Origin of the sequence: Roseovarius sp. D22-M7 (assembly GCF_037083785.1) — a bacterium.
Lineage (GTDB): Bacteria > Pseudomonadota > Alphaproteobacteria > Rhodobacterales > Rhodobacteraceae > Roseovarius.
Genome location: NZ_JBAPKY010000080.1, coordinates 1 through 11,281 on the forward strand (window position 1 = coordinate 1; position 11,281 = coordinate 11,281).

The following is an 11,281-nucleotide window of genomic DNA, read 5'->3' on the forward strand; positions in this document are numbered from 1 at the left end:
TCTCGGTCCCAACATTGCTCAATTCTCCCGCTGGTCAGAAGAATTGAATCAGCAACCTACCGTCCAAGCAAGCCCGAGTTTTTCAACAAAATACGTCCTGACTGCGGGATCGTCAGGAACGGCCCTGAGCCGCCTTTGGCTAACTGTCGCTGAAGCCATGGCGCGGCCGTCAAGACCAGACATTCGCTGCATATGCACGATTTGAGCGAGGCAGACGGTCCGATGAGCGGACTAAGCCGTGGAGACGAAACTCCGGTAAGGCTTCGCATAGTAGTGCAAGACGGTCGCCGCCGCCGCGTCGCTGAACGCCGCTCTTCCGCTCTGGTCCGTTTGCAGCGTCTTGATCGCAGTAAGCTCCTTGTCGGGTAGCCGACCATCCACGAAAAAACTCTCCGTCGCCATCCTATCTTTTGATCGGAGCTCTTCCGTAAGACCTAAAGGGTCGTAGGCTTCATAAGACATTGAAACCCCACCAGCCACGCTGATCGGGCGGACGCTCAATCGCCCGGAGGAGGTTTCGAACGCCAGAACGTCGCCCAAGAGCCGGGCCAGAAGATTGCCGTGGCTTTCAATGTCTTCGACATATCTTTCATCGCTGGCGGGCGTTCGATCAAAGAAGTGACGTGTGAGCCGCCGCACGCTCCGAAGAAACCTATCATCCAGATAGAGCTCCATAATTGCGCTCCAGTTCACCGGCTCTGAGAAATTCGACGCTACTTGCAGCAGTGGGCTCTCGTCATCGCTGTCCATGTTTGAGGCGAAGCGCGGCCCAAGTACCAACGAATGATCGAAGCGCCCGAATTCAAACTCCTGCGTTACGAAGATCGGGTGATCGATTTCATATTGGCGTGCCAAGGTCAGAAACAGACGGGTGTCGAGATAAGCGCGCGCCAGCGGCCAAATTTCTCCGAACCTCTCGGCAAAGCGATACCAGTTACCTCGATAGCCCGAGACATCGGCCTCGCGAAGAACTGTCTCGATCTCCTCGACGAGTTCGAGCGAGGCGCGGGCCTCGGACACGCCCTCGCCGACCAACTCCTCGTCGCGCAATCGCAGATCGAAGAAGCGCGCGTATTCGTTTGAGCTGACCTCGGGTACGTCCCGCCGTGCGAAAACGCCGGTCGTCGGTCCGAACCATTCTGCGACCATTCGCGCGAAATCGCCGTATCCCGGCTGGCCGATCGCCGTCTCCAGGCCGGAGAAGTCCCGCGCGAGGAACAGGTTCTTGAAGCCTTGGATCCGCGCGGCAGCCTTCTCGTCTCGTTCGCCGCTCTCGCCGCCCGCAGCGCGTATCAAGACGAGAGGCGCGCCCGTAAAGCGATATTCACGAACAAAGCCTTCATAGTCGATCATCGACCTCGACTCGAGCGCCAGCCGAAAAGGTTGGAACGTCGGGAGCCCCGCGTTTTTGCACGCAGCGGCGATAGGAGTCGCATAGTCCTTCAAGAAAGGCCCCATGATCTCCATGAAGATCGTCATGAACGCAGGGCTCTCCGCGATCTGTCCCGCAGGGACGACGATTTCGCGCCCGAAGAGGAGGTTGAGCGCAGCCTCGGTGCGTGCAAGCGCGACCTTCGCCGACAAGCCGGTCGTCAGTTCGGAGCCGTCGCGCCGTTTCAGGGATGTCGGTTGAAACCGCGCCGTATCGAATGACTGGAGAAGAGAACGCTGATAGCGGACCACTGGCGCCAGCGCCTCCGGCCGGCCGACGGGCTGGAAGCCTTCGCCCACTGAATATCTCATCGGGCGCAAAGGTTCGAGCAGTTTGGTGACCGCGAAGACCTCGGGTGAGAGGATCTCGGCAAGGCGGGCGCGGTCGATTCCCAGGGTCTCCAGTGCTTCCTGGCCGGAACGAAGTCTTTGTGAGATATCGGTGATCAATCCCTGATCGACGCACGCCGCGAAGGCTTCGGACAATCCTTTGACAAGGGTTTCGTCGCGACGCACGAATTCAAGGAGCGTTCCGGGCGTGCTTCGCGAAGCGCGCGCCCCTGTCACGGCGTAGTACATAGACGCCGAGAGCGTATAGACGTCCGTCCAGACGTCCTGCCAGCCTTTCGAGAAGTTCTGCTCCGGTGGCTCGAAACCTGGTGCGAAGGCGACAGTGCGCGTCATCGTTGTGTAGCCGGGTCCCACGGCTCGCGCGAGGCCGAAATCGATAATGATCGGCTCGTCGTCAGCATCAATCATGATGTTGTTGGGATTGAGATCGCGGTGCGCGAGGCCAGCGGCTGCAAAATGCAAAGCGACGTCGAGGCCGGTCAAGTACGTCTTGAGGAGCGCGTCCGGCGTTGCGCCTCCGCTCTGTGCCAGCGAGGACAGCGTTTGTCCCTCGATCCAATTCATCACAATGTAGGCGGTGCCCCTTTCGCGGAAGGTGAGGATCGTGTTGGGAACGGACGGGTGAGACACGCGATCGGTGGCGAGCGCCTCGGAGAAGGCCGACAGATGGGGGCGCGCGCTGAGCGGCGTGTTTGGTAGGAACGCTACCTCATCGTCCCGCCTTTCGGCGCCGCCGTATGGAAAATACTCTTTGACAGCCACAGGCGCTCCGCCGCGTTTCAGGTCGTGGGCCTTGTAGGTTAGGCCGAAGCCTCCACGGCCGGCGTGCGCGAGTATCTTGAACCGTCCTTCGCCAAGCATCGCGCCTACAGGGAGAAATGAACGGCCGTCAATCATGCTCTCATTCCATATGGCTGAACGCGCTGCCAATATGCAGCGCTCGCGCGTCCGCAATCAATCACATTTATAAGAAAAAAATATGGTCACGCCTGGCACAAGTGGATCGACTGCTACGTTGAAGCCTGCTTCGGGTGGTTCAAGCCGGGGTATGGCGGAACGGTGCAGGCCGTCGCGGTCCGCAAGCCTTCTACCCCGCAGGGCCTGCCCCCCGCCTTTCCCGACAATCTCTATCTCGTCGCGCGCTCCTCCGTAGGTCTCAGGGTGTGGCGCTTTCGGGCGGAAGACGCGTCATGGATCTCGTCGCCGACCTCATACATGATTCTGAACTGGTCGGACGCCGGCGGCTGGGGCAGGTGGCCCTACTACAGCACGACCGACGTGTTGTCGTCGGGGGGCAGGCCGTCGGTGGTCGCGCGAGACTATGAAAATCAGCGCTCCGGGTGCGTCGTCGTGCCCTGACCGTGTCTTCAGCAAAAGGCGATCGTCGGGCTGCGCAAAGCTTGGCGATGTCCAAGTTGAGTTCAGAGCCGACCTCTGTCGCGTCGCAGCATAACCCGAATCGCGGGCACCTCGCGGTGCCGAGGACGGCCCACAACCGCCGTTCATCGGTGTGACCGATGCCGCGCTGCAACGTCACCAGGCCGGCCATTCGTGCATCGTGCAGCATTTTCCAGGGTCGGATGGCGGCGGCGCGGACACAGCTGACTTTGAGTGCAAACTCACAGTTCGGCGTGATACATTCAATTGGACTGCTGCCGATTCATGTACCGTTCACACATTTTTTATGAGCGACGTGTAGCTTAACGGTTCTCCGCAATTTCGAAGAACATCTTCCAAATTCTTACTTAACCTAAGTTGATGATCAAAGGGGTGGATCGACACCCGCATTGGTTCTCTTTTTGTTATCGAAATCGCGATCCTATTTAACAGCCGAAGAGCCGCTTCACGAAGGCCTGTATCAGCTTCAAACCCGACGAGAGGCAGGCATTTGCAATTTTTGGATTCTGGGAAATGCACCCCCCTCAGGGTTTCAACCATACGAAAGCCGCTGTTTCCCAAAGCCTCAGTTGAAATCTTCCCCATTGCCCAAGCTGGCGGCACGTACAATTCAGGAGTTCGAAAATCGTTTGCTTCGAACCAATCTTTTGATCGCGCCATGAGCGCGGCGATTTGATCGGAGCTCAAGCTGAGATGCTCGGCGACATCGCGTGACAGAACCCAACTGTGTATGTGATGCCCCAAGGTTGAGATTTTAAGGCATCGATGGACCCATCCGTGCGCGGCAATTTCGCACCCTTCACGTTGCCACTGCCTCACCCGGTTCAGGTGCTGTGAGGACCAATCGTATCCGGGCACAATAAGCAATGTCAGAATTTCTACACCGCATCTTCGGCATAGTGCGATGACTTCAGCTACTTCCGTCATCGTGTGAGGCATGACATCGTGGATCGAGACCAGAGCTTTCATTCCTTTGAACCTGTTCAACGGCTTTGCGCATGCGCGGCGTCACAGAACAAATTTAGCCACTCATTGACAGCCTGACTGTTGAAGGCTTCGACAGCCTGCCAGCTTTTAGCCGCCTTCTGACGGCGATCCAAAGGCTCCATCTTCTGGATATCGTCGAGTACTTCTTTCAGACCCTTTGCATCTGATGTCAGAAAAATTCCATCGGCAAGCGCATGCCATTTGGTGATGCCGCATCCTGAACTCGCAATAACATATCTCTGCCTTGCCAAAGCTTCCAAAGCTACCGTACCGAAGGTTTCATAGGCAGACGGAAGGACCAAAACATCTGCAGCATCAATTTCGATCAGGACGCCGGACCGGCTCAGCCATCCACGATAGGTCAGATTTTTGCAGACCTTGGCGGTCGCCTCAATTTCCTCACGCAAAGGACCGTCGCCAACAATAGTGAAATGTGTCTGAGGCGATAACCGTACAGCCTTCAGCAGGTCGGCGATGCCCTTTTCTTTTGCCAGCCTGCCAACGAAAACCGCCCGTGTCACAGTCTCTGTCAACGGCTGTATAGGGCGCGACAAGAAATCGCTGCTCAGTGGGGTTCCCATGACGCGCACCACCTTGGCACCGTGCCGCTTTGCAGTTTCCAGAGCTTCACTATGCATTACTCCAACAGCGGTTGCCCTCTTGCAGAGCCAACGGTTCACTGCATTCAAACCTATTCGGAGAGGCCACACGGCCCATTTCGTCCAATAAAGCGAAAGCAAGTGATCAAAGTCCGTGTGATTGACGACGACGACTGAAATTTGGTTCTTGCGTGCGTAGGTAAATGCAAAAAATGAAAAGGGTCCAAGGGACGGAATAACAATCAGGTTGGGCCTCAACTGATCTAACCGCGCATTCAATTCGCGACGACGCGGCCAAGCCAACCTTTGGGTTTTGTCGCCGGGCAAGGGCAATGCAAATCGCTCCAGCGAGTAGTCGGCACTTTGTTTCGGCGAGATAAGTTCAGCCCGTGCCACATCCCCTTCGATTTGCGCCAGAAGGTCCAGGTAAAATGTGCCAACACCATTACGACCAGCAATCGCGTCCGAGACTACCGCGATGCGTAGATCTGATACCTTTGCAACCGGGGCAACCGCGCGCTTGGGGCGGTCAAAACCCTGATGCGCCATTTGGGGTGCCAGGCTATGTTCTGACCGAAGCGATACATCGCTGATCTTGGTGTCGAAAGTCTGATTTGTCATGGTAAGCAGGTTGACCTGTTGAAGAGAAGGTTGAGTCAGAGTTACAATAAATCTGCGCTTTGCAGCCCAAAGTCACTCAGTGCGTATTTGTGCTTAGATTTGTACCTGTGCGCTTCAGTCAACAACTGTTTCAAGGAGGCCGCGTCTTCTGGATTTCTTTGTGGCAACTGAAATTGTGTGTAGACCTCGCGAAGCGCAACATCAGGTGTTTTTACGAGGGACTGAAAATCAAGCAACTTGAAGCGGTTTCCAAGCCTTTCGGCATCCTCCTTCAGCCGCTTTTGATACCCTCTGAGCAGATGCGTGAACTGACCGATAATCCAAGGATCGTGTGCGGAATGGCCGAAAATCTGAATGCCCGTTTCGATCGAGCTCAACTGCGACGGGACGACCTGCTCCAGATCGCGATGCATCCCGACAAAACGGGCGTCTGGAAACGTGTCAGCCAAATCGGACGCCCAAGTCGTGTAACTGGGGTTCTTCGAAAGGAGCCTGAGATCTTCGCCGCGAAATGCGAGATGGCGTTGAACCAGCGCCCGATAGGCAGCCAATAGACGCGTTCGCTTTGCATTCGGAAGGGACGAGAAGTCGCCAAGCGCCCAAGTCGATTTCGCATAAGGAAACATCAGGACGCGCAAAAAGCATCCATCAAAGGGAAGCAATCCCAGATAATCTTCTTCAGGGTCCGTCAAACGGCTTTGATGGATGTCATCAAAGCCGGACGCCAAACGGTCCTGCGCCCAATTGATGAGCTTGTTCAGTGGTCCACCAAGGGCATCATCAACTTTATAGGCGCCCCAGATCACGTACTTTTGGCAAAGTGCAGGTGCAAACAGAAGCTCCCACAAGGGCATAGAGGTAAATATTTCGGAGTGGCTGGCCATCATTCGATGTGCTGCGGTGGTACCGCTGCGGGGCAGCCCGACAATGAAAAGAGGGTTTTTCACCTCAACCTTATCAAGCCTTGGGAAAATCAGCGGGTCCAAAGCAAGAGCGAGCCGATGCACAAGAAAAGCCAATAGAATGATCGGGAGCAGGATCACCTTTGTCAAAAATCCAACGGTACGAAAACGCTTGCTCTCTGATGGCTGCCAATACAATTTCAGGCCCGCCGCCGCTTATCGCTGACAAGTGGCGCCGAAAGGCGCTTGGCGCGCTCGGGTTGCTGCGCCCGCCGCGGTTCACGTTGCCAGCTGTACAATTCGATATGTCCGTTGTGATCCTCGGTCAAAGCGGTCAGGCTATCTACCCAGTCTCCGCAATTTGCATAGGTGGTATCATTGTGCACGCGCACTCCCGGCCTGTGGGAATGGCCGCAAATTACGCCATCCGTTCCGGCCTCTTTCGCCATCGATGCCAATAGGGTTTCAAAGCGTTCTCCCATGGCCATCATGCGATTGAACAGCGAGATTAACTGCCTGAAAATGCCGGGATGATCGGCCGGTATATTCTGGTTTCGGGTGATCCAATCGTCGATGGCGCGAAGATTGGCATCCACTCGACTGCCGAGCAAAGTCATGATGTGCCAACGCAACAGCCGCCGATCCGCTTGGTCTCCATGCAATACCAGATAGGTTCGATCATCGGCTGCTTGGTGCACGGTGGACACTCGAAACTCTGCATACGGCAGGTAAGCCTGCACGACATGTTGCGCCTTGCGATCATGATTCCCCACAAGATAGATCAGCCGGGCGCCACTTTGCGAAAACCGGTTTAGTTCAACGACGATCTCATCGTGTATGCCGGTCCAGTGCACTTTTCCAACATGCCAGAAGTCAAAAATATCCCCAACCAGATAGACTGTTTCGGCATGACAACTTTTGAGGAATTCGAGAATTTCGCGGGCCTTGCAACCTCGTGCCCCGAGGTGGAGATCCGAGACAAAGAGAGTACGGTCGTATCCAGCTTGTGTTCCGTTTGCGTATGGTTTCGACATACCAGCGCTTCCGATAAAGTTCTTCTGTCTTTTCGCAGTATCTTGTATCGATTTCGTGACACACGACCAAATGTACTGCCCGAACGATGTTGGGGCGTGGCAAGACATTAGTGCGCCCAAAGAATTTAGCGGATTGGCGGCTCGTTGGCGGCACTTTGAAATGTTGAAATTCTACACGACTGATCAAAGTCCGCGTCGGTTCAGGTTTCTTGGACGCCATGCGGCGTTACAGAAAATTTTCCCGTTTCACGTCCAACTGAATGTCAGCTCCCACTGAAATCGCCTGAACCCATGGTACCCGCAGCGAATGACCGCTCCCCGCCCCTTGCGAAGGTGACAACCGGGTAGACAAGGTCGGCCCACAGCGGACCTTGCCTTGATATCGATATGCCGCGGCGCGGCCCGTCAGAGCTGCAATTCGCTGCGTCTGCGAAGCCGGGCATCCGGCGTAACCGTGCCGCGCGGGGATGTGCGGATATCCGACAGAAACCATCAGATGTCGTAGGCCAGCCCTTTGCAGACGGTCGATTGGAGTCGCTGCCCGACGAGGATGCTTGCCAGATCGGGCTTTCGCTGCAGGCGCGAAGGCAGTGGCTTCACGAGGAACAAAAGTGCAGGACAAATCGACCTGACACTCCGGCGGTCCAAATCGGACTTTTTGACGAGGTTTTCGCCGGAAGCAGAGAATTGCTGTGCCCCTCTGAATCGCCACCGCTACATGTATTCCGGTATGTCGATCACCTCACGCTTCGAGCACGACAAACATGGGCTCGAAGGTGAGCAATCACTGCATGCAGGATGATTGAATCGGGCCCTCGCATTTGAAACACTCAAAATTTTTATTTGATGACAAGACAAAGTTGTTCTTTCACACAAAGGCGTGACGAAATTCCGCGTATAAACCGGATCAATTTCGGGCGTTTCAGGATACACTGACGGGTACAATTTCGATGACCTCACTGTTGATCCTCATCAACTGAATGTCATGTAGTCGCTCCTTTGACGGCGACACATTAGCACGTATCTTTTCAAAACGAAATTTCAGGTCCTCCATATCGAGTTCGACAGGGTATTTCGACTTGAAGTAGGAGGATGTAACTTGACGTGCGGATACATCCTTATCGAAACTCATTGAACGGAATTTTCGCTTGGCGGTCTTCAAAAAATTCCGCATCAACCTGCTTGCCTGATTTGTCACTCTTGGGATCACACGTTGCGATGGTTCTTCACAGCTCTGCTGTATCAGGGTGTTGGCGATGAGGTCAGACGCAAATGTTCCATTGCTATTTGGAATAAGCTCCCCCAACATTGTTTTCCTCAAAGGAATGATGCTGTTCAAATCCTGGATTTTCCTCACGTTGCTCAGCAATTCGAACACTTCACCAGCAGACGTACAGCAGACGTCCGAGAAGTTGTTTGCGAGGTCGTCATAGTATGTGCCGACAGATTCCGGACGCAACGCGACCACATGCCGATCCATCAGTTTCGCGTCAAATGCGGTCGTACACCCATCATGGACGACCACGGAGGTGTGATTGATCGAGTCGAAGAGGGGAACACCATCTTCAACTTCTATATTTCTGTATTTTTCCGCTATCTCCCTGTAACGATTTTGGCTCTCTGCCGGGTGCACCCTTATGGCAGTAGGCAGCGATCCATCCTGTCCAATTCTTTCTATCAGATCCAGAAACTCGGAATAAACGACGGTGTCTTTCTCATACCTATCGATCAGGCGCTTCCTGTCGAGGTCGGTGAAGTCGCCGTTCAATCGCGCCAATTCAAACACGCCCTCCAGCCCTATTTCACCCACTGGATTCGCCAGTGCGAACCGCGTATTGATGTTTATCCGGAGTTTTTTGGGCAGAGGGCGTTTCATCATTAACGGTAAATCAAATTTTGGGCTGCCCGTGATACAGGTGGTCGACACCTGAATCGACCTGAGCAATTCGTCTTGGGATTTGTTCCATGTGAAATTAATCTTTCCGTGCTGGCGCACGGTCTGCCCCACTCTTTGCTCGAGGTAAATCTGGTCGCTCTGGCGGATAAATCCTTCCTCGTCGTGAAAGCATATCGTGTTGTCCGATTGTTCGAACTTTTGAACGAGCCGCAGACTCGTATTCGCATGTCCCGGAGACAGGAAAAAGGTCGCACCGGAAACCTGTCTGAACACCTGGTTGTTTCTTCGTCCAACGATGGCTTTGGCGCCTCTGGAAGCAACTTTTATCGCGAGCAGCAGGCGAGAATCAATTTCTCGCTCATATATTTCAATTGGGAAACAAATCGTCTTCATGCTGAGCTAACTTTCAACAGTTCATTCTGAATCGATTTGGCAAATGGTTTTGCCGACATGTCACCGGCTGATCACCGCCTCGTAGCGGTTACGCGTGATTTTGCACGCGATCAAGCCTTCTGTGCCCCGAAAGCTGCAACGCTGCGAAACCGATCACCGCGGACAGAACCTTTGCGCGAACGGCCGCCCAGTCCGGTAACAATCCAAGGCGGGTCGTGAGCACTCTCAAACGCCACTCACGGGGCGTTGTTGCAGAACTATCCCCGTAAGGGATTCACTTTGCAAATCCATGCGTTTACAAAGGTGGCATGGGCAAGCGCGCACCTGCCCGCTACCCGCACGACGAACTGTTCCAGCTACAACGCGTCGCTTCGGAAGCGGGGATCTCTGCTGATCTGGGTCGACAAGGATATGACATGGTTGGCGCCGCGTGACGGGCGGCCTGGACGGCCCGCCGTGTTTTCCGATGCGGCCATTCCGTTCTGTCTGTGAATCAAGGTGCTGTTCAAGCTCCCTCTGCGCCAGACCGCCGGCATGGTGGCCAGCCTGCTCTGGCTGGCGGGGCTGGACTGGCCGGTGCCTGACTTCTCCACTCTGTGCCGCAGGCAGAAAACCCTGGCGGTGCAGATCCCCTATCGCCGTGCCGACGGGCCGCTGAACCTGCTCGTGGACAGCACCGGGATCAAGTTCCTCGGGGATGGCGAATGGCAGGCCCGCAAGCACGGGGTGCAAGGCCGACGCCAATGGCGCAAGGTCCATCTGGCCATGGACCCGGCCACATCCGACATCCGAGCCGATCGGTACGGTCACCGCCGACGGCGCCTACGACACACGCCGCTGCCACAAGGCCATCATCGAACGTGACGCCGGCCCGATCATCCCGATCCGCAAGAACGGCCGCCCGTGGAAAGAAGACTGTCCAGCTGCGCGGATCAGGAACGAAACCCTGCGCGCCAACTGCCACTACGGCCGGGCTTTCTGGAAGCGATGGACGGGCTATCACGCCCGCAGCCGGATCGAGGCGAAGATGCGCTGCCTCAAGGCCGTCGGGGAACGCATCGCCGCGAGAGACCCCGACCGCCAGACCGCCGAAATCCACATCCGCATCGCCCTCATGAACCGCTTCTCGGCCCTCGGCACCGCCGAGATCGTCCGCGTGGCATGACGTCAATGGGGTAAGGGGAAGTCACGTCTCAGGCCTGAGTTCTGCAACAATGCCCACTCACGGTATCAATCCGATGATCGACGAGTGTCCGAGCGCGCCATAGCGTTTCAAGAGAGGCCGCCCTCCGGTACCATGCGGATCATGAANATGCCCACTCACGGTATCAATCCGATGATCGACGAGTGTCCGAGCGCGCCATAGCGTTTCAAGAGAGGCCGCCCTCCGGTACCATGCGGATCATGAATGTCGACATCTCACATGTATCTGCCAGGGAGAGGTTATCGACACGATGGAAGCCGCACCGGCCCAACGGGCGCCCTGACAGGCCCTGCAACTGCGTCCCCGTTTTCCCGTCTCGCACATGAGCTTACAAAGGCAAGCAACGCGTTGCTGAGTCGTATCGCTTCATTTAGCAGGCTGCTGAAGAAGTCTGGCGAGAAGAATATTTTCCCGATCATACGGGTTTCAGCCAGACGGTTTGCGGGCGACGGGCCACGCCTTGG

Annotated in this window: 7 protein-coding genes and 1 pseudogene; 2 read left to right on the forward strand and 6 right to left on the reverse strand. The window is 55.7% G+C overall.

Going from position 1 to position 11,281, the window contains the following annotated elements:
• On the forward strand, positions 1-205 hold a 205-nt coding region (locus tag V8324_RS19925; RefSeq protein ID WP_336421653.1), incomplete at its 5' end, for a hypothetical protein.
• 26 nt (positions 206-231) lie between these two features.
• Here the strand turns inward: V8324_RS19925 and V8324_RS19930 are convergent.
• The 6 genes from V8324_RS19930 to V8324_RS19955 form a co-directional block, all read right to left on the reverse strand.
• Positions 232-2,679 (reverse strand): serine/threonine protein kinase, encoded by a 2,448-nt coding sequence (locus tag V8324_RS19930; protein WP_336421654.1) that lies wholly within the window; start codon positions 2,677-2,679, stop codon positions 232-234.
• A 774-nt stretch (positions 2,680-3,453) separates the two neighbouring features.
• Complete coding sequence (locus V8324_RS19935; RefSeq protein WP_336421655.1) at positions 3,454-4,149, reverse strand: polysaccharide deacetylase family protein; 696 nt, start codon at positions 4,147-4,149, stop codon at positions 3,454-3,456.
• 14 nt (positions 4,150-4,163) lie between these two features.
• Entirely contained in the window at positions 4,164-5,387 is a 1,224-nt protein-coding gene (locus tag V8324_RS19940) for a glycosyltransferase (protein ID WP_336421656.1), read from the reverse strand.
• Positions 5,388-5,428: 41 nt separating this feature from the next.
• Positions 5,429-6,430: a sulfotransferase family protein gene (locus V8324_RS19945; protein ID WP_336421657.1), complete on the reverse strand. Its 1,002-nt coding sequence runs from the start codon at positions 6,428-6,430 to the stop codon at positions 5,429-5,431.
• 59 nt (positions 6,431-6,489) lie between these two features.
• Complete coding sequence (locus V8324_RS19950) at positions 6,490-7,323, reverse strand: UDP-2,3-diacylglucosamine diphosphatase (protein ID WP_336421658.1); 834 nt, start codon at positions 7,321-7,323, stop codon at positions 6,490-6,492.
• Between the two features lie 922 nt (positions 7,324-8,245).
• On the reverse strand, positions 8,246-9,613 hold the full coding sequence (locus tag V8324_RS19955) for a surface carbohydrate biosynthesis protein (RefSeq protein ID WP_336421659.1): 1,368 nt from the start codon (positions 9,611-9,613) through the stop codon (positions 8,246-8,248).
• Between the two features lie 411 nt (positions 9,614-10,024).
• Here V8324_RS19955 and V8324_RS19960 point away from each other — a divergent pair.
• A pseudogene (locus tag V8324_RS19960) lies at positions 10,025-10,778 on the forward strand (IS5 family transposase).
• The last annotated feature ends 503 nt before the right edge of the window (positions 10,779-11,281 follow it).

Bases quoted from the DNA above. Each gene is read 5' to 3' on its own strand.
- V8324_RS19930 (WP_336421654.1), bottom strand. From the start codon at position 2,679: ATGATTGACGGCCGTTCATTTCTCCCTGTAGGCGCGATGCTTGGCGAA.
- V8324_RS19935 (WP_336421655.1), bottom strand. From the start codon at position 4,149: ATGAAAGCTCTGGTCTCGATCCACGATGTCATGCCTCACACGATGACG.
- V8324_RS19940 (WP_336421656.1), bottom strand. From the start codon at position 5,387: ATGACAAATCAGACTTTCGACACCAAGATCAGCGATGTATCGCTTCGG.
- V8324_RS19950 (WP_336421658.1), bottom strand. From the start codon at position 7,323: ATGTCGAAACCATACGCAAACGGAACACAAGCTGGATACGACCGTACT.
- V8324_RS19955 (WP_336421659.1), bottom strand. From the start codon at position 9,613: ATGAAGACGATTTGTTTCCCAATTGAAATATATGAGCGAGAAATTGAT.